This is a genomic window from Metabacillus idriensis (assembly GCF_009674765.1).
In the GTDB taxonomy this organism is placed as follows: domain Bacteria; phylum Bacillota; class Bacilli; order Bacillales; family Bacillaceae; genus Bacillus_P; species Bacillus_P idriensis.
In genome coordinates this window covers 30,731-56,128 of the sequence record NZ_WKKF01000003.1, presented here as the reverse complement: position 1 = coordinate 56,128, position 25,398 = coordinate 30,731, and the positions used below count along the sequence as shown (strand labels likewise).

General features: G+C 40.4%; 23 protein-coding genes. 14 read left to right on the top strand and 9 right to left on the bottom strand.

Translation table 11 applies throughout. From position 1 onward, the window contains the following. Positions 1–85 precede the first annotated feature (85 nt). From GJU41_RS13245 to GJU41_RS13195, 11 genes are all read left to right on the top strand, one after another. The gene (locus tag GJU41_RS13245) at positions 86–1,633 is read left to right on the top strand and encodes an HNH/ENDO VII family nuclease (protein WP_070879703.1); all 1,548 of its coding nucleotides are present in this window, start codon (positions 86–88) and stop codon (positions 1,631–1,633) included. 15 nt (positions 1,634–1,648) lie between these two features. Beyond that, on the top strand, positions 1,649–2,095 hold the full coding sequence (locus GJU41_RS13240; RefSeq protein ID WP_070879704.1) for an SMI1/KNR4 family protein: 447 nt from the start codon (positions 1,649–1,651) through the stop codon (positions 2,093–2,095). Between the two features lie 132 nt (positions 2,096–2,227). Beyond that, on the top strand, positions 2,228–2,425 hold the full coding sequence (locus GJU41_RS13235) for a hypothetical protein (protein ID WP_070879705.1): 198 nt from the start codon (positions 2,228–2,230) through the stop codon (positions 2,423–2,425). Positions 2,426–2,877: 452 nt separating this feature from the next. Beyond that, positions 2,878–3,534 (top strand): Type 1 glutamine amidotransferase-like domain-containing protein, encoded by a 657-nt coding sequence (locus GJU41_RS13230; protein ID WP_070879706.1) that lies wholly within the window; start codon positions 2,878–2,880, stop codon positions 3,532–3,534. Between the two features lie 212 nt (positions 3,535–3,746). Beyond that, positions 3,747–4,883, top strand: coding sequence for a DEAD/DEAH box helicase (locus GJU41_RS13225; RefSeq protein ID WP_070879708.1), 1,137 nt, complete (start codon positions 3,747–3,749; stop codon positions 4,881–4,883). 444 nt (positions 4,884–5,327) lie between these two features. Further along, the gene (gene nirB, locus GJU41_RS13220; protein WP_154318910.1) at positions 5,328–7,709 is read left to right on the top strand and encodes a nitrite reductase large subunit NirB; all 2,382 of its coding nucleotides are present in this window, start codon (positions 5,328–5,330) and stop codon (positions 7,707–7,709) included. 30 nt (positions 7,710–7,739) lie between these two features. Then, complete coding sequence (gene nasC / locus GJU41_RS13215) at positions 7,740–9,887, top strand: assimilatory nitrate reductase catalytic subunit NasC (RefSeq protein ID WP_070879711.1); 2,148 nt, start codon at positions 7,740–7,742, stop codon at positions 9,885–9,887. A gap of 179 nt (positions 9,888–10,066) precedes the next feature. Next, positions 10,067–12,478, top strand: coding sequence for a nitrite reductase large subunit NirB (gene nirB / locus GJU41_RS13210; RefSeq protein ID WP_083328405.1), 2,412 nt, complete (start codon positions 10,067–10,069; stop codon positions 12,476–12,478). A gap of 35 nt (positions 12,479–12,513) precedes the next feature. Continuing rightward, positions 12,514–12,834 carry a nitrite reductase small subunit NirD gene (nirD, locus tag GJU41_RS13205; protein WP_070879712.1) on the top strand — a complete coding sequence of 107 codons (321 nt, stop codon included), beginning with the start codon at positions 12,514–12,516 and terminating at the stop codon, positions 12,832–12,834. A gap of 73 nt (positions 12,835–12,907) precedes the next feature. After that, entirely contained in the window at positions 12,908–13,678 is a 771-nt protein-coding gene (gene cobA / locus GJU41_RS13200; RefSeq protein ID WP_070879713.1) for a uroporphyrinogen-III C-methyltransferase, read from the top strand. 302 nt (positions 13,679–13,980) lie between these two features. Next, positions 13,981–17,151 (top strand): ATP-binding cassette domain-containing protein, encoded by a 3,171-nt coding sequence (locus tag GJU41_RS13195; protein ID WP_070879714.1) that lies wholly within the window; start codon positions 13,981–13,983, stop codon positions 17,149–17,151. A gap of 200 nt (positions 17,152–17,351) precedes the next feature. Here the strand turns inward: GJU41_RS13195 and GJU41_RS13190 are convergent, their stop codons facing one another. The 6 genes from GJU41_RS13190 to GJU41_RS13165 all read right to left on the bottom strand — a co-directional run bounded on the left by GJU41_RS13190 (position 17,352) and on the right by GJU41_RS13165 (position 22,614). Continuing rightward, positions 17,352–18,557 (bottom strand): NarK family nitrate/nitrite MFS transporter, encoded by a 1,206-nt coding sequence (locus GJU41_RS13190; protein ID WP_070879715.1) that lies wholly within the window; start codon positions 18,555–18,557, stop codon positions 17,352–17,354. A 481-nt stretch (positions 18,558–19,038) separates the two neighbouring features. Further along, the gene (locus GJU41_RS13185) at positions 19,039–19,221 is read right to left on the bottom strand and encodes a YfhD family protein (protein ID WP_070879716.1); all 183 of its coding nucleotides are present in this window, start codon (positions 19,219–19,221) and stop codon (positions 19,039–19,041) included. An 81-nt stretch (positions 19,222–19,302) separates the two neighbouring features. After that, on the bottom strand, positions 19,303–19,431 hold the full coding sequence (locus GJU41_RS13180; protein WP_083328406.1) for a YfhE family protein: 129 nt from the start codon (positions 19,429–19,431) through the stop codon (positions 19,303–19,305). Between the two features lie 260 nt (positions 19,432–19,691). Continuing rightward, complete coding sequence (locus tag GJU41_RS13175) at positions 19,692–20,249, bottom strand: GNAT family N-acetyltransferase (RefSeq protein WP_070879717.1); 558 nt, start codon at positions 20,247–20,249, stop codon at positions 19,692–19,694. 310 nt (positions 20,250–20,559) lie between these two features. Next, on the bottom strand, positions 20,560–21,687 hold the full coding sequence (locus tag GJU41_RS13170) for an amidohydrolase (protein WP_070879718.1): 1,128 nt from the start codon (positions 21,685–21,687) through the stop codon (positions 20,560–20,562). A 24-nt stretch (positions 21,688–21,711) separates the two neighbouring features. Further along, positions 21,712–22,614 carry a TIGR01777 family oxidoreductase gene (locus GJU41_RS13165; protein WP_070879719.1) on the bottom strand — a complete coding sequence of 301 codons (903 nt, stop codon included), beginning with the start codon at positions 22,612–22,614 and terminating at the stop codon, positions 21,712–21,714. A 111-nt stretch (positions 22,615–22,725) separates the two neighbouring features. On the opposite strand from GJU41_RS13165, the gene recX reads away from it, so the two are divergent. Beyond that, on the top strand, positions 22,726–23,535 hold the full coding sequence (gene recX, locus GJU41_RS13160) for a recombination regulator RecX (RefSeq protein WP_070879720.1): 810 nt from the start codon (positions 22,726–22,728) through the stop codon (positions 23,533–23,535). 5 nt (positions 23,536–23,540) lie between these two features. Here the strand turns inward: recX and GJU41_RS13155 are convergent, their stop codons facing one another. Continuing rightward, the gene (locus GJU41_RS13155; RefSeq protein ID WP_070879721.1) at positions 23,541–24,212 is read right to left on the bottom strand and encodes an SDR family NAD(P)-dependent oxidoreductase; all 672 of its coding nucleotides are present in this window, start codon (positions 24,210–24,212) and stop codon (positions 23,541–23,543) included. A 69-nt stretch (positions 24,213–24,281) separates the two neighbouring features. On the opposite strand from GJU41_RS13155, the gene GJU41_RS13150 reads away from it, so the two are divergent. Next, positions 24,282–24,620: a YfhH family protein gene (locus GJU41_RS13150; protein ID WP_070879722.1), complete on the top strand. Its 339-nt coding sequence runs from the start codon at positions 24,282–24,284 to the stop codon at positions 24,618–24,620. A gap of 39 nt (positions 24,621–24,659) precedes the next feature. On the opposite strand, the gene GJU41_RS13145 is transcribed toward GJU41_RS13150, so the two are convergent. Together GJU41_RS13145 and GJU41_RS13140 are read right to left on the bottom strand one after the other, a co-directional pair. After that, on the bottom strand, positions 24,660–24,818 hold the full coding sequence (locus GJU41_RS13145; protein WP_083328407.1) for a YpzG family protein: 159 nt from the start codon (positions 24,816–24,818) through the stop codon (positions 24,660–24,662). Between the two features lie 30 nt (positions 24,819–24,848). Beyond that, a complete protein-coding gene (locus tag GJU41_RS13140) occupies positions 24,849–25,013 on the bottom strand; it encodes a small, acid-soluble spore protein K (protein ID WP_070879723.1) in 165 nt (54 codons plus the stop codon). A gap of 114 nt (positions 25,014–25,127) precedes the next feature. On the opposite strand from GJU41_RS13140, the gene GJU41_RS13135 reads away from it, so the two are divergent. After that, positions 25,128–25,397 carry a YfhJ family protein gene (locus tag GJU41_RS13135; RefSeq protein WP_070879724.1) on the top strand — a complete coding sequence of 90 codons (270 nt, stop codon included), beginning with the start codon at positions 25,128–25,130 and terminating at the stop codon, positions 25,395–25,397. The last annotated feature ends 1 nt before the right edge of the window (position 25,398 follow it).

Sequence of the window (25,398 nt, the reverse complement as noted above, 5' to 3'; positions counted from 1 at the left end):
GCTTCTTTTCATTTACATTAAAACAGGATTCCATCGCGCCTTTCATGATAAAATAAAATTGGAAAATTACGACAAGAGGAGGCGGTTGGTTCTGAATGCGGTGTATGAAGCGGACAGTCTAATTTCAGCAATGGAAAAGCGTGCGAATGACTATAAAAACGTTAGGGAACAGCTGCTTGTCTTACAGAAGACCTTGGATAAAGTCGCTCAATCCCATGATAGTTTTCAGGGGGAAGGGGCGGAGGCTGTTCAGAGCTTTTACCAGGAAGAGGCGTCACTGGTGGATGAGTGGCTGATCCTCATTGATATGCAGGTTGCCTTCCATAACGGAGTTGCAGCAGATGCGGCTGATTCGAATTTGGCCGGCCGCACATCTATCCATATGGTGTTTCTTGAACATGACCTTGCTAATGGCTACAGACGGTCCAAGGAGATGGTTGCCGATCAGCAAAAGTCCCTGACCGGAATTTTAAGCAGCATCAGTGACCTTGTAGAGCTGCAGCCTTTCTATGCCGGCCCCTATCTTTCGTTTAAAAAGGAACAGGCCAAAGAGCGCAGAATCCAGGAACTTCAACAACAGCTCGAGCATCCAACTCTTTCTTTGGACGAGTACTTGAAAATAGCAGAGTCCATCGGGAATGAGCATTTAACCTCTGACCAGAAAGAAATTGTCAGGCTAATAAAAGTAAAAAAACAGCACGGAGAAAGGATAAAAGGGGTCAGCGCCGGCTTATGGAACTTCACGAAAGATATTGCTTCCGGCTTATGGAACTTCACGAAAGATACTGCTTCCGGCTTATGGGATGTTTTGATGACTCCTCCCGAACAGGTTCTCTGGGATCTAGGGAAAGCTGTAATCAACTATGAAGAAACCTATGCCCAAATCAGTGCAGCCATCGCCAGTTCCTACGAACGTGATATGGTCAACGGAAACGACTATACCCGGGCAAGATGGGTCACCTATGCAATCGCCACGACCGCAACTTCACTTGTAGGATTAAAAGGTGTTGATAAAACGGGGAAAGCGGGCTTTGCGGCGGGGAAGAATGCTGTGAGGGAGACGAAGAAGGCTGTTTCTAGTAAGATGAACTCTTTAAATTACTCTAGTTCTTTCCCACTAAGATATGCATTTGCTGAGGGCTTTGATGGTGTTCCTTATAATGCAGTTAAGTCGCTTGGATATAAGGAGCAGTTGGAAAAGCAGGTTTATATGTTTTTTAAGAGTACGGGTAAAGAATATAAAAACTATAAGGTTGTGGATTTCACTGGATCAACAAAGGTTGATGGAGAAATAAGAGATATTAGCAGACGAGTTTTTCAAAGGATTGACATTGATTATAAGAGAATTGATCCTAATACCGGCTTAACAAATCTACAATTAATGAAAAAAGGCAGAGCACCAATCTGGCAAGATGGAACAGTTATCGAGCTGCATCATTTAATCCAAAGAGAGCCAGGATCAATGGTGGAGATTCCTGCGAGTATGCATGATGAATATCATAAAATTTTGCATGGTTTGGTGGAGAATGGTGGGAGTTTTAGAAATAATCCTGTACTAAAAAAGCAATACGACAACTTTAGGAGCAAATATTGGAGATGGAGAGCTAAGCAAATAGATAATAGTAAATTATAGAGGGAGGAACCTTGAATGGATAAAGAGGAGTTAACAAATTTTATTAATGAACATAAGGAATCAGATGACTTTACAGGTGGAGTAGATGAAAGTCAAATCAATCTTGTCCAAAACGAGTTAGGGGTGGAATTACCAGGAAGTTTTAAGTGGTTTTTAACTGCCTATGGTTCTGGTGGTTTATTTGGAGTTGATATTTTAGGAGTGGCTAAGTCAAATCGAACTCCCGTGGTTGATAATACAAAGAGGTTTAGAGATTTAGGGTTGGAAAAAGATCTAGTGGTTATCGAAAATGCTGGAGAATATGTTTATTGCCTATATACAAGCAAAATGCAGAATAATGAGTGCCCAGTAATAGCTTGGAATAGACCAGGAGGACTTGATGACGACAACACAGCAAATAACTTTTATGAATTTTTATCACAAAGGTTGTTGGATGCACAAGAAGCATGGGAGGATTTTTAAGACATTTAAATACAAAACAATAGCCATATCTGCTTTGAATCAAAATTCATGGTTATAGACTTATCTTGGAGTAAGCACAGGCACGGTTTTGTTTCATTATATAAAAATCTGAATACAGGAGGCTGTTGTTATATGGAGGCAAATAAAAAATGGCTCTCTATTCCTAAAGAAATCAGAAGCGAACTTATAAACAATGTTTTTTGCAGGAATTGTAGTGATGTCGTTGCTATTGAGAGTTTTACGATTGAGGACAACCAATTTGGAATTGTATTAAAGGGAAAGTGCCAGCAGTGCGGACATGCAGTGGCAAGAGTAATTGAATCTGAGTAGTTTGAGATATTGATGCCTGCCCCGCCTTAACCCATATAAGAGGTAATATAAAGGAAAAATAAAAGGTGTTTGTCTAAAAGTACTTTTATTCATTAATGTACTGGGGGACAGGCGCCTTTTTTGCTTACACTTGAAAGTGTTATCTTTTCGGAATATTATAAAAATAAAATGTTGAAAATTGGTAGTCTAAAAAGTTTATGAAAAACTATCTTTAAAGCTTCGAAGATAGGGGGTGCATAAACCTGAAAATTGTTATTGCTTCTTAACTTGTTCATCAGAGGGGTTCTTAAGTAGGTTCTTACCAGGAAGTAAGGTTAGTAAGTACTTTATAACATCTATTTGAACAAGAATTGTACTAATCATGCTTTATATAAAGTTAGAAAAATCAGTTGCTGTCTTAGGAATATGGAAAACTTTTATGGTACACACAACTACAAGGAGTTGATTAAGTTATGAAATTTCTCCTCACATCTGCAGGCATCAAGAACAAGAGCATACATGACGCGCTGGTTAACATGCTGGACAAACCGATTTCCGAGGCGAGCGCCCTCTGCATTACCACTGGGATATACGCCATAACCGGTGGTGCAGGCAAAGCATGGCAGTTCTTCAGCGGACAGGCCACCACACCGATGTGTGAACTGGGCTGGAAGTCCATGGGGGTGCTGGAGCTCACCGCTCTGCCCAGCATCGATGAAGAGCTTTGGGTCCCTGTGGTCAAGGAGACTGACGTACTACTAGTGAATGGCGGTGACCCCTTGTATCTATGTTACTGGATGCGGGAGTCCGGACTGGCAGACCTCTTGCCGTCGCTAAGCGCAGTTTATGTGGGACTGAGCGCCGGGAGCATGGTGATGGCACCTAATATCGGGGAATTCTTTGTTGGCTGGACTCCACCAAGCGGCGGTGATGAAACGCTGAATCTGGTCGATTTTGCAATGTTTCCGCACTTGGATCACGAGATGCTGCCGTATAACACGATGGCTGCTGCAGAGAGATGGGCAGCAGGGATGCAGGGGCCGGCGTATGCAATTGATGATCAAACCGCCATCAAAGTGGTCGATGGAGAGGTCGAAGTTATCTCTGAAGGGCAATGGAAACTGTTGTAAATTAGAAGGGAAGTCTTTGTTAAGAAGCACGGAGACGGTTCTACTGCTTCGGAAGCAAGAGAACCGTCCCCGTGCTTTCCTGGTAATTTTCAGGGGGTTCTTACCCTTAGAAATAACAAGAGCTGTTTTTCCCTCCGCAGAAATGGTATATAATAAGAAAATGCGTCTTTCTCATGGAAAGACGGACTTCAGATACGAAAAGGTGAAAACAAATGAACAGCACATGGTCACTGCTTGAAGAAGCAAAACCATTTTTACAGGAAGCCTGGAATAAGGCTTCGTATACAACTCCAACCGCTATACAGGAAAAGGCGGTTCCTGCCATTTTGGAAGGACGCGACGTGATTGCCGAATCACCGACAGGAACAGGCAAAACGCTTGCTTATCTGCTGCCTGTCCTGCAGCGCATTAACCCTGAAAGCAAAAATATCCAAACACTGATTATGGCGTCTTCAAGGGAACTGGTAATGCAGATCCATGAGGAGATTCAAAAATGGTCAGCAGGGAGCGGCATTCTCGGAGCAAGCTTCATCGGCGGAGCAAATGTGAAAAGACAGCAGGAAAAGCTGAAAAAACGTCCGCAGATCATAGTCGGTACACCGGGCCGTGTCTCTGAGCTAATTAAACAAAAGAAAATCAAAATGCATGAAGTGAAAACAATCGTCCTTGATGAAGGCGATCAGCTCCTTCAGTCTGAACATTTGTCAGATATCAAAAACATCATCAAAACAACACTGAAGGACAGACAGCTATTGTTGTTCTCGGCAACCCTTCCAGAAAAAACAGAGGCAGAAGCGAAAAGCCTGATGCAAAACCCGGAAGTCATTAAAGTAAGCAGAGATGAAAGTATCCAATCACAAGTCGATCACATTTACTTCACTGCAGAAGCGAGAGATAAAATTGATCTTCTTCAAAAGCTTTCAAGATTAGAAGGGGCTAAGGCAATTGCCTTTGTAAAAGATATCGGCAATGCTGCTGTTTTAGCGGAAAAACTGATGTACAAAGGATTGCCCCTTGGCATTCTGCACGGGGATTCAACAAAGCGCGAGCGCGAAACTGCCATTAAAAGTTTCCGTACAGGGGAGCTTCCGATTCTTCTTGCAACAGATGTAGCTGCAAGGGGACTTGATATTGAAGGTGTAACGCATGTAATCCATTACGACCTTCCCGAAACAGTTGAGCAGTATGTTCACCGCTCGGGCAGAACAGGCCGGAATGGAGCAGACGGAACGGTCGTATCCCTAGTAACAGAACGTGAAGAGCGTGAACTGAAGCAAATTTGCAAAGGGTTAAAGGTTGAACTTCATAAAAAACGTTTTTACAAGGGTGAAATTGTAGAATCTAAATAAAAGGGATTGTCCAATAAGTCTCTAAAATAAAGCAGGCAGGAAAAACAAATGTTATTTCCTGTCTGCTTTTTTCTGTGGGCTTATTTTATAAACTTTGTTGTTATTAGACTCCATGTTACAAACTTTAAGTGGATTGTAGCGGAAGGAACTTGACTCCTGCGGGAAAATAGAGGGGAATGGGAGACCCCGCAGGCATGCCGAGGAGGCTCCCACCCTCCCCGCGGAAAGCAAGTTCCTGGAGCGGAAAGGAACGGACAACATTAATATTCCAAAACAACAATTATGCGAAAACAAACTTCCTGGACAGCCCCTTTCTATGTTTCCCGTCCCTTATACATATCACAAAACATGTAAGGAAATATAACATATTTACTACTTTTTTTAAGGAAATATGAAATAATGAAAATCTCAACTACCACATTTAAGGATGTTGGAGGTTTCAAAATGACTAAACAAAAATTAGTAGTAGTAGGAAACGGAATGGCAGGCGCGCGATGTGTGGAAGAAATGATTAAGAATGGCTCTGAAGCGTTTGATATTACCATTTTCGGAAGTGAGCGGCATGTTACCTATAATCGAATTTTATTGTCATCCGTTCTGCAGGGCAGCATGACTTTTGATGATCTTACAATAAATGACCTTAATTGGTATACAAAACATAATATCCAGCTGTTTACAGGTGAAACGGTTGTAAATATCGATACGTTGAATCAAATCATTCAAACAGATAAAGATAGGGAGTTATCCTATGACAAGCTGATTCTGGCCACAGGGTCTGTTCCTTTTTTTCTTCCTGTTCCAGGTGCTGATAAAGATCGAGTAATCGCTTTCCGCACAATTGATGATTGCCGGAAAATGATTGAAACTTCGCTTCAATATAAAAAAGCAGTGGTTATTGGAGGAGGATTATTAGGCTTAGAAGCGGCAAGAGGACTTTTAAACCTGGGGATGGACGTTAGTGTTGTTCATATTTCAGAATATTTAATGGAGCGGCAGCTTGATCAGACAGCATCCATCCTTCTTCAAAAAGAACTGGAAAGGCAAGGCATGCATTTTCTTTTAAAAAAGAAGACTCAAGAGATCATCGGAAACGGCCGTGCAAAGGGCGTCCGTTTTCAAGATGGAACAGAAGCAGAGGCAGATTTAGTGATTATGGCAGCGGGAATCAGACCCAATATAAAGCTTGCAAAAGACAGCGGCATTCATACAAATCGGGCTATCACTGTAAACGACTACTTAGAAACAAGTGCTGCCAATATTTACGCTGTGGGAGAGTGTGCAGAGCACCGGGGCATCGTTTATGGACTGGTAAAACCTCTTTATGAGCAAGGAGCAATAGCAGCAAAACATATATGCGGGATCAAAACTCAAGGTTATCAGGGATCCGTCCTTTCTACTCAGCTGAAAATTTCAGGAGTGGATGTATTTTCAGCAGGACAGTTCGCTGATCAAGATTCAACAAGATCAATAACAGCATTTGATGAGCTGGATGGGTGTTATAAAAAGGCGGTTTTTCAAGATCGAAAACTCATTGGCGCTGTTCTTTTTGGTGATACAAAAGCCGGTGCGAAATTATTTGATTTGATCTTGAAGCAAAAAGATATTTCCTCTGAGGAAAAGAACGCACTGTTCCAATCCGCATCAAATTCCGGCGGACGTTTGATTGCTGAAATGGCAAAGAGTGATGTGATTTGCAATTGTAACGGAGTAACAAAAGGGAGCATAATTGAAGCTGTACAAACGAAAGAATTAACAAGTTTTGAACAAGTGAAAACATGTACAAAGGCATCAAGTTCTTGTGGAGGCTGCAAGCCGGCAGTAAACGAGCTTTTATTATATATAAATAGTGATGAGTTTGATGAAGTGATTGAAAAGAAGGGCATGTGTTCTTGTACTGATTTAACAGAAGAAGAAGTCGTGCATGAAATGCAGCTCCAAAATTTATCATCTAATCAAGAAATCATGAATGCACTTGGATGGAAAAATAGTGAAGGCTGCCTAACCTGTCAGCCTGCTCTAACGTATTATCTGGGAATGATTTATCCGGAGTATGAAAAGAGTCAAAAAATGATTTTTATAAATGAAAAAATGAATGCTGTTCGGCAGGGCGATGGACTGTACACGGTTATTCCCCAATTGTACGGCGGAATCACGAATCCTGAAGAACTCCGGAAAATTGCGGATGCAGCAGATAAATACAGCATCTCGCAGGTTGCTGTAACAAGTGAACAGCGAATTCATTTAATGGGAGTTAAAAAAGAAGATCTCAAAGGGATGTGGGCTGATTTAAATATGCCTTTATCTTCTAAGGCCGGCAGCTATGTTCAAAACATTAAAACGTGTACGGGAGAGCATATCTGCAGGTGCGATAAACAGCAATCGCTAAAGCTTTCTGTGGCTTTAGAAAAGAAACTGGCACTCATTTCAGCGCCGTATAGTTTAAAAATAGGTGTTTCTGGCTGTATGCATAATGGGGCAGAATCCACAACGAAGGATATAGGCATTATGGGAATTGACAGAGGCTGGGAAATATATGTCGGGGGGAGCAGCGGACGCAATGTGCGGGCGGGGGAATTATTATGCGTCGCCAGTACAGATAAAGAAGCGATAAATATGACATGCGGCCTTATTCAATATTACCGTGAAACAGCCAATTATTCAGAAAGGACTTGGCAATGGATTGAGCGCATGGGTTTGCTTCATATCAGGGAAGTACTTTTTAATCAGGAACTTATCCTGCAGCTTCTTCATTATTTTGAACGGGATGCCTCTCAGCGAAAAAATGCAAGGGAGAACCAGCAGCTTATTAGCATTTTTGATAAATGATCAAGTGAATTTTCAGGAGGATGTGAGAGCTTGACAGAGTTATTATTGAAATATTTCCGCGAGAAGCAGCTGGAAGTCCAATCAGAAAAATCATATGATACACAATGTCCATTTTGCAGTATGCAGTGTAAGATGCAATTGCTTGAACAATCGATTGTCACAAGAAAAAAGTATATGACAATTGGCAAAGACAATCCGGTTTCAGAGGGCCGTTTATGCATAAAAGGCATGAATGCACACCAGCACGCTTTGCATAATGATCGTCTTAAATATCCGTTATTAAAAGTAAATGGTGAATTTATTCAAGTTTCCTGGGAGGAAGCATTGGACCACATTAAAGAAAATTTTGCTGAAATCCAAGCAGAAGATGGGTTAAATGCTTTGTCTGTATATGGAAGTGCTTCGATTACAAATGAAGAAGCGTATTTACTCGGTAAATTTGCAAGAGTGGCTTTAAAAACGAAATACATCGATTATAACGGCCGTTTGTGTATGTCTTCGGCTGCATCAGCAGCAAGTCAAACATTCGGGATGGATCGTGGGCTGACAAACAGCTTAACCGAAATACCATCCACCAAATGTATTATTTTGGCTGGGACGAATATTGCGGAATGCCAGCCGACAATTATTCCTTATTTTGAGAAAGCGAAGGAAAATGGAGCTTTTATCATCGCGATAGATCCAAGGGAAACAGCTACAACGGAACTCGCTGACTTACATATGAAAGTTAAACCAGGGAAGGACGCAGCATTGGCTAATGGATTCCTGAACGTGCTGATTGAGGAGAACCTTATTGACCATGCGTTTATCAGGAATCGCGTGAATAGATTTGAGGAAGTAAAAGAGCATGTTTCTTCTTTGGATTTGGAGGAAATTGCTCAAATGACAGGTGTTTCGGCTGATCAAATCCGTCTTGCAGCCAAAACGTTCGGGCAGGCAGAATCAGGAATGATTTTTACAGCGAGAGGTGTTGAACAGCAAACAGATGGATCTGCAGCTGTTCGGAATTTCCTCAATATTCTCCTCGTAACAGGGAAGATTGGAAAGCCTAACTCCGGTTATGGAGCCATTACTGGACAGGGGAATGGTCAGGGGGGGAGGGAGCATGGTCAAAAAGCAGATCAGCTGCCAGGATACCGTTCTATTGAAAATGATGAACACAGATCATATATTGCAAGTGTTTGGGGAATCGATGAAGGAGATTTACCGAGAAAAGGTGTTTCTGCTTATGAAATGATCGAGAAAATACATGAGGGTGAAATTACAGGCATGTTTTTAATGTGCTCAAATCCTATAGTCTCTAACCCAAATGCTGATTTTGTCAAGAAAGCATTAAAAAAATTAAAGTATCTTGTAGCTGTGGATCTGTTTGTTTCAGAAACTGCGAGATTAGCAGATCTTATTTTACCTGCTTCCTCCTATCTGGAAGATGAAGGAACAATGACAAATTTAGAAGGCCGGGTCACGTTGCGTGAAGCAAGCTTTCCTTCACCTGGAGAAGCGAAGCATGATTGGCAAATTATTTGTGATATTGCACGTGTTCTGGGAAAAGGAAAGTATTTTTCTTTTCAATCTGCTGAAGAGATTTTTAATGAATTAAGAGCGGCAAGCCGCGGGGGAACAGCTGACTATTATGGCATTACATACGATCGTCTAAGAAAAGAAGGCGGAATATTGTGGCCATGTCCAGCTCTTGATCATGAAGGGACAACAAGATTATTTGAACAATCATTTGCGCATGCGGATGGCAAGGCGGCTATGGCTTTAGTTCCAAACAGCCCGAAAGTCCCGAAAGAAGAACCAACTAAAGAGTTTCCGTTATATTTAACCACAGGGAGGGTCATGTCACACTACTTGACTGGGGTGCAAACAAGAAAAAGCCCGACACTTGCAGCCAGAAATTTTGAATCATTTATGGAAATTCACCCTAAAACGGCCGAGGAGTATCACATCCCCAATCATACTCTAGTAAAAATTGAGTCAAAGCGCGGCAGTATTACAGTCAGAAGCAGATGGTCTGAAAAGATTCGTCCAGATACTGTTTTTGTCCCATTTCATTGGGCAGACTCTCAAAATATCAATCTGCTTGTTTCAAAAGATTTAGATCCAGTATGCAAAATGCCTGGATTTAAGGTGAGTGCGGTAAAAATTGCACCTCTTGCCGAATCAGTACAATAATTCTCAAAATACTTTAAAATCGGCTGTTTTACAGCCGGTTTTTTCATTGAAACACACCTTATTGAAAATTTAATATTTTAAATTATCAAAAAACAATGTCAGAAAACCTTACATAAGAAGTTAAGTTTAGTTTTTGCTGTGATATAGTTTAAGAAACTTTCTAAGAGGAGGAACGCCAAGTGAAGAAAAAGCTAATTCTTATCGGTAATGGAATGGCGGGCGTCAGAACCATTGAGGAGGTATTGAACGTATCAAGAGAAGAATTTGAGATTAAAATTTTCGGAAGTGAACCGCATCCGAATTATAATAGGATTTTGCTGTCAAAGGTCTTGCAGGGAGATACAGAAGTTAAGGATATTACATTAAATGACTGGGATTGGTACAAAGAAAATAACATTCAATTACATACAGGAGAAACGGTCACAAAGATTGATGCGGAAATGAAGGCTGTTTTTTCTGATTCAGGAAGAGTAGAGTTGTATGATGAATTGATTTTAGCTACTGGATCCCTTCCTTTTATTCTTCCAATTCCCGGTGCAGATAAAAAGGGTGTTACGGCTTTTCGTGATATTAGGGATACGGACGAAATGCTTGAAGCCTCAAAAAAATACAAAAAAGCTGCTGTAATCGGAGGGGGATTGCTGGGGCTGGAGGCGGCAAGGGGGCTTTTAAACTTAGGTATGGATGTCTCTGTGATACATCTCTCGCCAAATTTGATGGAGCGTCAATTGGATCCTATAGCTGGAAGGCTCTTGCAAAAGGAACTGGAAAATCAGGGGATGAACTTTCTTTTAGAAAAGCAAACTGAAGCAATAATGGGAGATGATCGGGCAGAAGGACTGAAGTTTAAAGACGGTACGGAAATTGAAGCTGACTTAGTCGTTATGGCAGTGGGCATCAAGCCGAATACAGAGCTTGCAAAGGAAAGCGGACTTTCAGTAAATCGCGGAATTGTTGTCGATGATTATCTGCAAACCAATATTCCTCACATCTATGCTGTTGGAGAATGCGCAGAACATGATGGAATTGCATACGGGTTAGTTGCACCGCTGTATGAGCAAGCAAAAGTACTGGCTAAACAAATTTGCGGGAATAAAACAAATCCTTATAAAGGATCCATTGTATCCACTCAATTGAAAGTTTCTGGTGTAAACGTATTTTCTGCAGGCGATTTTACAGAAGGAGAAGACAAAAAAGCAATCAAGGTTTTTGATGATCAGGATGGAATTTATAAAAAAATCGTATTGCGGGGGAATCAAATCGTCGGCGCAGTTCTATTCGGAGACACAAATGATGGCAGCCGCCTCCTCTCAATGATTCAAAAGCAAGCAGATGTTTCAGAGATATCCAAAGTATCCATTCTTCAGCCTGCAGGGGAAATGGCAGGGAAAAGCCTTGTAGAAAACATGAGTGCTGAAGAGATGATCTGCGGATGTAATGGTGTATCAAAAGGATCCATTGTTCAGGCTATTCAAAAGCAAGGATGCTCATCAGTTGATGAAATAAAAGCTTGTACCAGCGCTTCCCGTTCTTGCGGAGGCTGCAAGCCGCTTGTCGCAGAGCTATTGCAGTGCACGCTCGGAGACAAATTTGATGCCGGCGCTCAAAAGGAAGCGATTTGCGGATGTACTGAATTATCAAGAGATGAAATCGTCGATGAAATTAAAGCCAAAGGATTATCCCATACAAAAGAAGTCATGAACGTACTTGGCTGGAGTTCTGAGGAAGGCTGTTCAAAATGCCGTCCGGCTCTTAATTATTATTTAGGAATGGTAAAGCCGACAGAATATGAAGATGAGAGAGAATCACGTTTTGTAAACGAGCGCATGCATGCGAACATTCAGAGGGACGGAACATACTCGGTTGTACCCCGTATGTACGGCGGTGTAACAAATGCCAAAGATTTAAGGCGAATTGCTGATGTAGTGGATAAATATGAAATTCCGCTGGTGAAAGTAACTGGCGGACAGCGCCTGGATTTGTTTGGAGTGAAAAAAGAAGATTTGCCGGATGTATGGAAAGAGCTTGATATGCCTTCTGGTTATGCTTACGGCAAATCCCTTCGTACAGTGAAAACGTGTGTTGGGGAGCAGTTCTGCCGCTTCGGCACACAGGATTCCATGTCACTTGGAATTGCCCTTGAAAAAAAATTCGAAGGATTGCAAACTCCTCATAAAGTGAAAATGGCCGTTTCTGCCTGCCCGAGAAGCTGTGCCGAATCGGGATTCAAAGATATTGGGTTTATTGGCATTGAAGGCGGATGGGAACTTTATGTCGGCGGAAATGGCGGTACGCACGTCCGCGGAGGAGACTTGTTGATCAAAGTGAAAACGGATGAAGAAGTGATGGAAATCACAGGGGCTTACTTGCAATATTACCGCGAAACGGGAAATTATTTAGAGCGTACTTCTGCATGGATAGAGCGCGTTGGATTGACTCATGTTCAATCTGTATTGGAAGATAAAGAAAAATGCAAACAGCTTAATGACCGAATGAATGAAGCTCTATCTGTCTATAAAGACCCTTGGAAAGAAATTGTAAATAATAATAAAACAAAGAAAGAATTGTTTGAGAATGTCGTCATGTCTTAAAACAGCGGTCTGAAAAGATTAGGGGGAAATCATTCATGGTAAACAATAGTTTAACAAAAGTGCTCGTTTGTGCTGCTGATGAACTTCCAGAACGTTTAGGAAAAACGGTTCGTGTTGAGGGCAATGAGGTTGCGGTATTCAGATTATCAGACGGAAGAGTCCGTGCAGTCGAAAACCGATGTCCTCATAAAGGAGGGGTGCTAACAGAAGGAATTGTCAGCGGCGAATATGTTTATTGTCCAATGCATGACTGGAAAATCTGTTTAGATGATGGCAATGTCCAGGAGCCAGATGCAGGCTGTGTTAAAACGTATCAAACGATAATAGATGACAATGATATTTACCTTCTTTTATAGAATGGGATCCGGTTATTGCAAACAGTATGAAGTCCTGAATCAGTAAGGGAATGAGCAGATTGGGAGGAAAAGGATGAAAAAGGGAAAAGTATATATCGTTGGAGCAGGACCAGGTGACCCGGAATTAATTACTCTCAAAGCTGTGAAATGTCTTGCAGCAGCGGATGTCATTCTATACGACCGTTTAGTCAATCCAGTCTTGCTGGAATATGGGAAGGAAGAGGCTGAGCTCATATACTGCGGTAAAATTCCGGGGAATCACTGTGTCTCACAGGAGGTTATTCAGAAGTTGCTCGTTGAAAAATCTCTTCAAGGTAAAACTGTTGTGCGATTAAAAGGCGGTGATCCATTCATCTTCGGGCGGGGCGGAGAAGAGGCAGAAGTTCTTGCCCGACATGGCATTACATTTGAAATTGTTCCTGGAATAACAGCGGGAATAGCGGCTCCTGCGTATGCTGGCATTCCTGTTACCCACAGGGAGTTTGGGGGTTCCATAGCATTTGTCACAGGTCACTGTAAAACAGGTAAACCGGATAACATCCGATGGGATTATTTAGCGAAAGGTGTTGATACTATATCCATTTACATGGGAATAAAAAACCTTCCTTATATATGCAGAAAGCTTCAATCCTGCGGTAAAAATCCTCAAACGCCAATCGCTGTCATTGAACAAGGAACGACAATGAATCAGCGTATTGTAACAGGTACCCTCGAATCAATAGTGGAATCTGTTAGAAGTGAAGAAATCACAAACCCGGCCATGATTATAATAGGAGAAGTTGTTAAATTGTCGGAGCGTTTAGCTTGGTTTTCACAAAGGAAAAGAGAGAAGGTATTTATTTAAGGCTGATCTATATCTATTTATATTATAAATGCTGGTTAACTGCTTTGATTTACAATTGGGCGCTTATCTATAATAAGGTAAGTGTCTTTTTTTAGTGGAATAAAAGATTGAGTTAATTCTGTGATTTTGAAATAATTGGTATTAAGCAAACATGACAGGGTGATTGAAGAAGTTTATTTTAAAATAACTGAAGAGGTAAGTGAAACCTTTGCAGGATGTGTGCCGATTTAAAAACGACTATATATATTATCATTTATACAAACATGGAAAGACTAAATTTAGAGAATTGAAAGGATATCATAATGAAAATAAATCAATTAATTTCGAACAATATTAATAAATTAGATGCAATACTGCCAGTAGATAAATCGTTGGGAGTTGCTGGTTTATCCGGATCTGGCAAAACCACATTTTGTCAAGCTATTGGCGAAGAATCCAAGAAGCGTCTCGTTTCCTTATTGCCAAAGGCTGAATATCAGTATTTATTTTCTAATATAATGGAAACGAATTTCAGTGCCATCAAGATGGAAGAAATACCTTTAGTGCTTTTTCTCGGGAAATCATCGATTTCTTCTAATCCGCGGTCAACGATTGGCACCCATACCGGTGTGTTTAAAGAGATTCGTGTTACGCTTGCGGAAAAATTTAATCTTTCTCCAGAAGTTTTTTCCTTTAATAATGCATTAGGCTGGTGTGTTGAGTGTAAAGGACGCGGTACTACCAAAAATGTCGAATGTAAAAAGTGTGAGGGCAGGCGTTATAATCCGGAAGTTGAGCAATATAAGATAGATTTATGGAATCAGCCGCATAGTATTTCCGATCTCAACAATTTAAGCATTGAATCGATTCATTCTCTTTCAGAGGAATTACATATTAATGAAGCAAAACAGCATATTCTTAAAAATATAATCAATATGAATATTGGTTACTTAACATTAAACCGGATCATGGGTACATTGTCAGGAGGGGAATTAACACGGCTTTACTTGGCAGAATTCATGGCAGTAAGTGAAAATACCGTGATTATTATTGATGAAATCTCTGTGGGCCTTGATCATCAAACCCTATTGAAAATTTTAGAACAGATTAAACAATTAGGCTATAAGAATCAAATTTGGCTTATTGATCATTCTGATACAGTGCTGGATACGGCGGATGAGCAATTGTTCTTTGGACCTGGCAGCGGTAAATACGGTGGAAAAATTGTCGAAGAATCGCCTCGTCCAAAACCTGTTTTTAGGGAACGGAATAAGGAAACGCCAACAGATTACTATCAATTTCATGATCTATACTGCCGTAATATTCAAATGGCTGAAATTCAGATTCCGAAAAATAGACTTGTAACCTTTACTGGTGAGTCGGGATGCGGGAAATCGACTCTTGTAAATGAGTGTATCTCCAAGGATTTTCAGAAACGGTATCCAAAAGATAAACTGGTTATGGTAGGGCAGGATCGAAATCAGTCGATTACCAGCCGGTCAACCGTTGCGACTTTTCTTGATATCAAAAAGAAACTCACCAAATACAGCGAAGATATTGATGACATTTTTCAGCGCTCAATTGAAGATATTATCCAGGACCTTCCAAATGAAGACGTTGCTTATAAACGCTTGAGTTTACTGATCAAACTGGGACTTGGTTATTTGACGCTAGAAAGAAAAACACAAACCTTGTCGACAGGCGAATTTCAATGTGTTCATTTAGTTTCTGAGCTGTTTTCGAACTCAAGAAACCCCCACACGCTGTTTATTTTTGACGAGCCTTCAAAAGGTTTATCACAAAATATTTTAAACCAATTCATTGATAGTGTAAGGGTCATTCTGCAGGATGAATCTGTCTCAATCATGATGATTGAACATAATGCCTATATGTTAGAAAGCTCTGATTTTATCGTTGATTTTGGTAAAAGACAGCTGGCACCTGTTGAACATCTTGATGTTGTCAGTCATGATGATTATTTTCATCAAAAAAAGAGTGCAGATAGAGCTGCCCTATTGCATATTTCTTCATCACTCAAGCAACAAAAGGGTATTCACTACTTAGAAGAAAATCATATTGCCTATTTTAAGAATGCAGAAAACGTCTTTAAGGGCGGCATCTTAAAAAGCTTATCATCAATGGCCCGTCTAATTTATGGTGAATACGAATCTGAAACCATTGCTCCCGTTATTGCCATTGATCTTGAAAGACATTTGTATAGCCAATATAGTTTTCTCTATGAAATTGGCGGACTGATCAACCATATTGTGGCAGCGCATCCGGCCAATAAAGATACTGGAAGCTTCGATTTCTATTTTCACGAAAATCATTGTCCCTGCTGTTCGGGACGCCGCGTGATTGAAAAATTTGATATAGATGTTGTCATTCAGGACAAAACCGTTCCATTTTGGGATGGCCTATTGCATTCAGACGTGATGGAGGTATTAAAATATTATCAATATCCAAAATTACAATTCCTATTTGATGAGATAAAGATTGAACTTGGTCAAGATATTAGTAAAAGCTATAATGAGATGACAGAAGCAGAAAAGCATACATTTTTATATGGTTATTGGGAAAAGTCATTCTATGATAAAGCAGGCAAGGCACGGAGAACATGGGAAGGCTTTAATATAATCATCGGGCGTTATATGTTTATTTCGAAATCGATCATTAAAGAGCATATGAAAGCATCAAAAGAGATGATTACTTGTCCGATTTGTTATGGCACCGTGTTAAATCATCATAAAAAACTCAAATTTGGCGACACGGATATTCGTGAGATTATTCATCAGCCGCTTGATCAAGTTATGAAAACTGCAGGGGAGTTACCGGAACTGGTAAAAATGAAATCTATTGTTGGCGGCGATGTGGCTTTGACGGAAGATGTCTCTCTATTGCCAAGGGAAACACAAGTAGCGCTGAAAATGCTTGAACTGGAACTAGCAAGCTTTGCTGGTTATGAACTGGTATTACAAAATGTCTTGCCATTCTGGAACATAATCAAAGGCAATATCGAATTCATCAGCAAAAATAATCAAGTGACCATCTGTGATTTTCCTGCTATCAATGAAACAAGAGAAACGATCATAGATAAGTATTTCACAAATGGAAAATACAAAAAACTAACATATGTATATGAAGCATTTGGTTACAAAAAATTAGTTACCCAAATAAATAAAATTAAAAAAAGCTATCCATGTCCATTTTGTAAAGGAAAGAAAGTAATAACAGAAGATAATCTGCATGATGGTGTATTTAAATTAACAATTCCATGTGTAAGTTGTTACGAAAGTGGCATCAATGATGAAGGGCGCAAGGAAATCGTGGATGGCACAGACGTGCAAACGTGGCTGACCGGCAAAGTAAGTGATGTTATTGCTGAAAGCGAACTGCCGGAAGCTGTTGCTGATATTCCAATTTTTAATCGAATTCGTGAGTTAAATAAAAGAGATATGATGGCGGTTTATCGATGCCTTGAGCAAAGTAAATAAATTGAAAGATTGCTCAATCATATTCATCCAATGCAGCTTCGTTGTTTTGGAGTATATGTATCTCAAGAATTTCCTCAAAAAACGCTTAGGAAAATTCCTAAGCGTTTTTTGATTTTTACCAACTTATTTGTCAAAGGGATGAAGAATCTGCCTTTTGACACTATCTTAACTCTAATATAGAAGGAAATGCGTAATGATTTCTAAATTTTAACCGACTTCTTACCGATAACCCAAGTCTTTCTCCATGAAAACTGTGCTGATAATAAAATCGTCAGTGCAGCAATTCCTACAACAGAAAAGACTGCAAATCCAGCATCATATGTTCCGGTAATTTGTTTTAAGGTGCCCAGGATGTTTGGTACAAAAAATCCTCCTACACCGCCAGCTGCCCCAACAATTCCGGTAATAAAACCAATTTCCTCGGGAAATCGCTGTGGAACTAACTGAAAGACCGCTCCATTCCCCATACCAAGAAACAGCATGCCGAGAAACAGCAGAATCGTGACGGCAGTAAAAGATGATAAAACGCTGACGCCAAACATGCTGATTGCTACTCCAACAAATAGGAACAATAGAAGTTTAACCCCGCCAATCTTATCTGCAATAAATCCTCCTACTGGACGAAAGAAGCTGCCTGCGATCACACATAATGTAACAAAATCACCTGCTCTAACCCGGGATAAACCGAACTCATCCACAAAATAGATGCTTAAAAAGCTGGTAAAACCTATAAAACCTCCAAAGGTAACACTGTAAAGCAGACAGAAATACCAAGTATCCTTCATTTTAAAGACATTAAAATACTCTTTGACAGGTTTAGCAGCTGGCTGGGAAGGAGCGTCCTTTGCAATTAACACATAAATGACGAAGACAATAGATAATGGGATTAAGGCTAATCCCATTACATTATGCCAGCCGATTGATTCTGCAAGACGCGGTCCAAATAAAGTTGCAAAAAGTGTACCGCTATTGCCGGCTCCTGCTATCCCCATTGCAAGGCCCTGCAGGTGCGGCGGGTACCAGCGGCTGGCCATAGGAAGAGCAGCAGCAAAGCTTGCACCTGCAACTCCAAGCAAGATTCCAATCATATAAAGTTCTGCTAAACTTTCTCCTGATAACCATCCCCATAAAAGGGGAATCATTGTAACGAGCATACCTCCAATTGCTGTTTTCCGAGGGCCAATGCGGTCAGTCAGAATACCTAAAATGAGCCGGAATAATGATCCACCTAAAATAGGAATGGCAACAATTAATCCTTTTTCAGCTGGTGACAGCCCAAAATCCTTTGTAATATAAACACCTAATGCGCCTAATAAAACCCAAATCATAAAACTGACATCAAAATAAAGAAATGATGCAAACAGAGAAGGGGCATGACCGCTTTTTCTCAAATTATGTAATTTCATTATCATCTCTCCCGTTTAAATTTTTTAAATATTCACTTATTCTACTATTAATGAATTTAGATTTCTTTATATATGTAAGGAAACATGACATGTTTTTAGTCAGAGGTGCTATAAATAAAATAAGAGCTGCCTGCGGGCAGCTCTTTCATTGATATCGTGATGTCAATCATTGGTGTATATTTAAAATTTGTAAAAAGCAAAGAAAATATGCGCAGTAATCCTTAAATATTTATCCACAATAAAAATCCATAAAACTAAAGGCTCCACAGGTTTATGCACAGTATCCACAGTTTAAAGTCAGGTTGTCCACAACTTTATTAAAAAATCTGATAATTTCTTATCTAACTGTATTAATAAGCGTCTTTTTAATCTTATCCACAAAATACACATGGCTGTGGATAATTTTATCCACAGTTCATTAAAAGAAAATAATAAAGGGAGTGCATAATGCACTCCCTTTTCTGAATCGTATCTAAATCGCTTACTTCCCTTGACGCTCATCAGCAGCTTTTGCTCTTGCCTGAGCCGTTTTATCTGCTTGATCTGCGAGTTCAGCCGAATATTCTTCATAAACTCCGTCAGATTCTTTTTTAAGGTTTTTTGGAACCTGTGCTAAATTATTTTTGCTTTTGCTTCTAGAATGCTGGCTGTTAGCTCTGCCCATTTTTTAGCCCCCCTGAAGTTAGCTTGAACATCATGTGTTCATTTTTAGTTTTATCTGAACAGGAGGAAGGTATGCTGGCATTTAATGACTTGATTTGCTGTTTATGTATCCGCCGGCACGGTCAGCCATCTTAAATGCTCTTGAATAGGTAACTTCCTGTGCACCGCTTAAAGAATTGCGGGTTTTTTCGCGTTTTCTCTTATCTGCCATTTCGTTCACCCTTTCTATTATGTCATGAGGAGAAAATACACTGTTCTGCACTTTGATGTCTAGCTTTACCGCCCAACTCCTCGGCCAGAACGGATCCGAAAGTATTGGCAAAAAGCGCCTTTTCTGTCGGATCCTTATCTGTCATGCCTGCGCTAAACGGGCGCCTCCGCTTTTCTTAGTGTCAGCACTATTTTTGTCATCTTTAAGGAATCTCATACAAAAAAACCTGCTCGATTATCTCCTGAGCAGGTTTAGTTTCATTAGGCTTCTTTAAGATGCTGTTCTTCCATTTCTGAGGCGGTGCGCATCGTATAAAAAGTATATAGGTCTTTTGAAATTTCGTATAAGTTGTAAATATCCTCGCCCTGATTGATTTCGTCAAGAAGAGGCTTTCTTATTTCGTTTGCATTTACAACGTAAGGCAGCTTTTCAGCGGCTTTTGTTGAGCGTACGTTTTTCTTTCTGATCCGGAGAAAAATACGTTCAATGTCAAGCTCAAAAAAGAGCTCGTTGAAAAAAGCATCTTTTGCAGCCTGGTTATAGCCTTTTCCGTGGAATGGCTTCCCAAGCCATGTTCCAAGAAACCCGGCATTGTCCTGAATATCAAATAAACTGATGGTTCCGATTGGAGAGCCCCATTCATCGAGAATGGTACGTGAAATCAATTCCCCGCGCTCTTCTGCTTCAATCGTTTGTTTTGTTAAAAATAGATATTCATCAATTGATGCTGCTTTGTGGCGCACAAAAGGGAAGACATCAGGGTGAACCATTTGATCATATAGCGGCTGACTGTCTTGAATATCACGTTTTTTTAGCATCTGCTATCCCTCCAACCAGAGGGCAGACTTACAGACTTGTCGTGTTGAAGTCCCACCCTCGAAATTTTTTAAATTAGATAAAAAAATTTCGGGGTGGGAATCGAACCCACTAGGACCAGTTTACTGGTGGCGCACCATTTGCCTTCCCACGCATTTGCATCATTTGGTTTTTAGTAACTATTTTATTACTCTTTCCTCTCGTATCATACTCGATTTTTTTTCAAAATGAAACAATTTTTTTTGTTAATTTTTTATGAATTTGAGCACATTTTTTTATGCCATAATTTGCACATATTACAGGCAGGAAAATTCAGGTTTTTTGGAAGACAATTTTCCCGTTAATCATTGTCAGGCCGGGCTTTGCAAGGTAGTGAAAAGGGTGATGATTCCATAGGACTATGTCAGCATCTTTTCCTATTTCAAGACTCCCGGCCCGGTCGTCAATTAATAAGTTTTTTGCAGCGGTAATCGTTATCGCTTCCATGGCTAATTTTTCATCAAAACCTTCTCTTACGGCGATGGATGCCACAACATTTAAATACTGAATTGGCGTGTATGGATGGTCTGTTGTAATGGAAACTTCTACGCCGCGGTCTGCCAATGCCTGATACGTAAGCCAGCTTTTATTTTTAAGCTCAATTTTGGATCTTCTTGTAAGCGTTGGACCTACGCTCACCTTAATATTTTTGCCGATGAATTCATCGGCAATCAGGTGTCCTTCGGTACAATGTTCAATTCGGAAATCAAGATTGAATTCTTCAGCAAAACGAATCGCTGAGAGGATATCATCTGCCCGGTGAGCATGAATGCGCACCGGTATTTCCCGATTAAGCACTTTGCGGATGGAAATCGATCTGAAATCATCCGGTTCTTTGCCGCACTTTGCGTTATAAAAAGCTTCTCTGAGCATCCCCATGATGCCCATTCTCGTAATGGAGTCTTTATTGCCGTGACTGTGAATGCGTTTTGGATTTTCGCCAAGTGCGATTTTTAATGCTGCCGTTTCAACAACGATCATGTCCTTAATATTAACGCCATGAGTTTTAATGACAGATGTTGTGCCTCCAATCACATTTGCACTTCCAGGCATGATATGAACGGTTGTAATGCCGTATTGAACGGCATCCTTAAAGCCTTGATCAAGTGGATGAACTCCGTCAAGAGCACGAATGTGTGGAGAGAGCACTTCTATGGTTTCATTGGCATCATTCCCTGCCCAGCCTGTTCCTTCATCGTATAAACCGAGATGTGTATGAACATCAATAAAGCCAGGGAACAAAAATTGCTCTTTGCAGTCAATGATTTTCGTTCCTTCAGGGCAAGGCAGATGTTTGCCGATCACCTTAATTTTACCTTCTGAAACAAGGAGATCGGATTGATAAAGTGTTTTTGATGTAATGGGGTATATTGTTGCATTCCTAAATAAAATGCTATCCATGTTAAACTCCTATTCTGAGTGTCCTTATGTGGATTTTAATATGTCAGATAGAGCTTCTTCAAGCACTGGATGTGAAAATTGAAAATGATTTTCAAGTGCGGCTTTCGGAATCACGCGCTGTCCTTCAAGAACAAGAATGCTTTTTTCCCCGAGTGCAAGCTTTAAAGCAAAGCTTGGAGCAGGAACCCAATGAGGGCGGTGCAGCACTTTGGCAACCGTTTTTCCGAAATCCTTCATTTGAACAGGGTTTGGAGATGCTGCATTCACAGGACCTTCAATCGATTTTTGATGAAGCAAAAAGTGAATAAGTTTCACTACATCATTTATATGAATCCATGACAGCCATTGTGTGCCGGAGCCAACCGTTCCTCCTGCAAATAATTTATAAGGCAGTACAATAGAAGGAAGTGCGCCTTTTTCTCCCAAAATAATGCCAAAGCGTGTAAATACCGTCCGCACCCCAAGTTCGGAAATTTTTGCTGCTTCCTTCTCCCATTTGATGACGGTTTCAGAAAGGAAGTCTGATGCATTTGGACGGGATTCCTCTGTAAATGTTTCTTCTTTAGAAGTTCCGTAAATTCCGACCGCGCTTGCGTTTATCAGCACCTCAGGCTTTTTTTTCAGAGTGTCAATGATTCTGTAGACTTCACGAGTTGTTTTGACGCGGCTTTCCACAATCTGTTTTTTTGATTCTTCAGTCCAGCGGTCATTGATTGATTTTCCTGCAAGGTTAATGAAAGCATTTATTCCTTCCAATTCCCGTTCAGGAGCTGCGCCTTCAGTCATCAATTCAACGTACTTAAGCCCAGGTTTCGTGCTTTCTTTTTTTGTTCTGCTTAAAATCAGCACTTCATCTCCGTTTTCTAAAAGGTAGTCCGTGAGCTTTTTTCCTACAAAACCAGTCCCTCCAGAAATTGCTATTTTCATTGTATCACTCCTTGTTATTCTCTTTCCTTATAATTTAACAATCAAACCCTGATAATCCTTTTTTAAATGTTCTGAAGGCGAATTATGATAAGATGAGGATGAGGTGTAAATATGCCAACTATAACGAAAATAACCGCTCAAAAAAGCAGTGAAGAGCGTTTTAATGTGTTTTTAAATGACGGCAGCGGCGAGAGATTCGCATTCAGCGTCGATCAAAATGTTCTCTTGAAATTCGGCCTTAAAAAAGGCCTTGAACTGGACGAGATGGAAATCCTTGAAATTCAATATGGCGATTCGGTAAAAAAAGCTTTTAATAAAGCAATCGAATATTTAGGTTTTAGAATGCGATCTGAAAAAGAAGTAGCAGATATGCTTCTGAAAAAGGAGTACGCAGAACCAGTTGTCACTGAAGTGATGCATCAGCTGCGGCACTATAAATACGTAAATGATGATGAGTTTGCAGATGCCTATATCCGCACGCACTGGAAAACCGGCGGAAAGGGACCTGGAGTGATGAAACAGGAGCTTTCATTAAAAGGCATCAGCAAGGACACTGCTGAAAAAGCCCTTCAGCAGTATTCAAAAGAAGATCAAGTGGAACAAGCGATGGTCCATGCCGAAAAAGTGGTCCGTAAAGAAACGAAGATCTCCACAGTGCAGATTAAGCAAAAAGTGGAACAGACACTGATGAGAAAAGGCTTCAGTTATGATGTTATCTCTATTGTAAAAGAAGAGTTAATGTATGAAAATAATGATGATGAAGAGTGGAATTCTCTTGTGATTCAGGCAGAAAAACTGAAAAGGAAGTATGCCAAAGGAGCGCAGGCTCAATATAAAATGAAAATGAAGCAGGCTTTATACAGAAAGGGTTTCTCGATTGAAATCATCGATCGCTATTTAAACGAAGAAGAGCAGGACTAATGATCCTACTCTACAATGATTTCTGCTCTGCCGTCATCAAGGCTATAAATTTTTTCTGCGATATCTTCCGGTGATTTTAGACGGGATTTATCTTTAATGTGATCATTGTTGTCCCAAAAAGGTGTATCCATGCCGCCCATGTAAGCTCCGGCAATGGTAATGTCAGTTCCGCCCAGCTCTTTTACAAGACTTTCTGTAAAACCTCTGACGGCGAATTTAGATGCGACATACACACTTTCGTTCACCTTGCCGCGCAGTCCTGCGGTTGAAATGATGTTTAAGATTTTGCCTTTCCCTTTTTTCTGAAACTCTTTAATAAAAGCCTGAGATAAAAAAATGGTGCCTTTTACATTTGTGTCGAGCATTTCACTGATCTTATCACCTGATAATGAAGTGACAGGGCCAAAGTGGCCTACACCAGCATTATTGATAAGGGCACCTGCATCATGCTTTGTGAACAATGAGGTGCATAATGATTCAACTTCATTTTGATTTTGGACATTTACGGTATATGTAAACACTTCAAGCTCCCGATTTTGCTGCAGGATATCTTTTGTTTGCTGAAGCCGTTCATGATTTCTCCCGATTAAAATGATTTCATTAAAATCTTTGCTGTACTGAAGAGCGAGTGCTCGCCCCAGCCCTGAACCAGCTCCTGTAATAACGATAGCTGACATTAGCTCACTCCTTCTGAATCATACTTATATTTTATACTTAATTGACTGAAATGCGAAAGGATGATCATTTTGCAGACAAAACGCTACAGCACCCTGTCTGAATATGAATTAAAAACCGAAATTGCCCTGCTGCGTGAGAAAGCCCGTAAAGCGGAACAGTTGGGAATGATAAATGAGTTCGCTGTATTAGACCGTAAAATTACAATGGCACAAGCCTATTTGCTGAATCCGGACAGCTTTTTGCCGGGTGAGATCTATGAAATAGAAGGGGCGCCAGGAACATTTTTTAAAATCTCCTACATGAATGGAGTATTTGCCTGGGGAAATCGTCTGCAAACTCCAGATGAAGAAGAAGGTCTTCCTATTTCAATGCTCGGACAAAAAAAGAATGAAAACGAACCACACTGAACATGGATCATTCAGCATGATTCGTTATACCTTGAAAAGCTAAGATCTTTTTCTTGTTTGAGCTTCTAATATAATCAAGTCTTGGGTTTGCTGTGTCTGTCCATTAACCTGAGCATGTGCATGCTTAGGATTGGCCCAAGGCTGCTGAAACGGATTTGCACTTCTGTTGTTGTAGAACTTTTTATGGTTTGAACCCATTATAAGCACCTCCGCAAAATTTGTGCAAAATCAAGAACCAATATCATTGCGTTCGCCTGAAGCTCTCATTCTTTCCTGCGGGTTCGTGTTGATTGTCCCATTTGCTCGTTTTGAAGCGAAATCGTCTTTTGCTCTAGGTTCACCCTCGAACTTGTTGCTGGATTGAATCGGAAAGTCTTTTGCTTTATTCCGCATGCGTATGACCTCCAATGGGTTTAAAATAGCTTCATGTGACTGAAGCGTATTTATAGTATGTGATGCTGCAGCTAAAACTATAAGCAGTGAATCAATGCCTCGAGGTGATGAAAAATGGAAACTTATTATGAACGTTTAACCAAATTGCTGATGGAAAAAAATCCGTCCTTAAGCTATGAAAAAGCCAGAACCTGGATAGAACTTCTTTGGGAGGATTTTGAAGCAACCTACGCAAAGGCCGGCGAAAAATACCGCGGCAAAAATGTCACAGAGAAAATCGTGACGCAGTGGATCACAAATTACGGTGAGCATTTGCATGAGTTTTTAGCAACAAACCCTAAATATAAGCATTTGCTGAATGATGAAGATCATTTGCTGCATTAAA